The sequence below is a fragment of the Photobacterium sp. R1 genome (genome assembly GCF_054600795.1).
Genome location: NZ_BAAHZP010000289.1, coordinates 1 through 331, shown reverse-complemented (window position 1 = coordinate 331; position 331 = coordinate 1). Strand labels below are relative to the sequence as shown.

1 protein-coding gene is annotated in these 331 nt (G+C 49.2%); it reads left to right on the top strand.

Annotated features, from left to right (window positions below; genetic code table 11):
• Positions 1–331: META domain-containing protein (locus tag ACYP03_RS25080; protein WP_459782538.1), on the top strand; the 331-nt coding region annotated here is incomplete at both ends.

Sequence of the window (331 nt, the reverse complement as noted above, 5' to 3'; positions counted from 1 at the left end):
GGGCTGCAACCCTCCGCCAAAAGCTGGATTTACTGCCAACGATTTACAACAGGACTGGGTATTATCCAAAATTGATGGCAGAGAGATCACTCAGATAGAAACGCGTACCCCTATCAGCCTGAGCCTGGACAGCCAGTTTAAAGCGACAGGATTCAGTGGCTGCAATCAGTTCATGGGCCTGGCAGAGCTTAAAAACGGTAACCAGTTCCGTATCACATCACTCGTATCCACTAAGATGGCTTGTATCCAGAATGAGGTTGCCACCGTTGAGGCGGTCCTCGTCAGTGCATTGCAGCAGTGGAATACCACGGCACTTGAAAGTAATACCTTA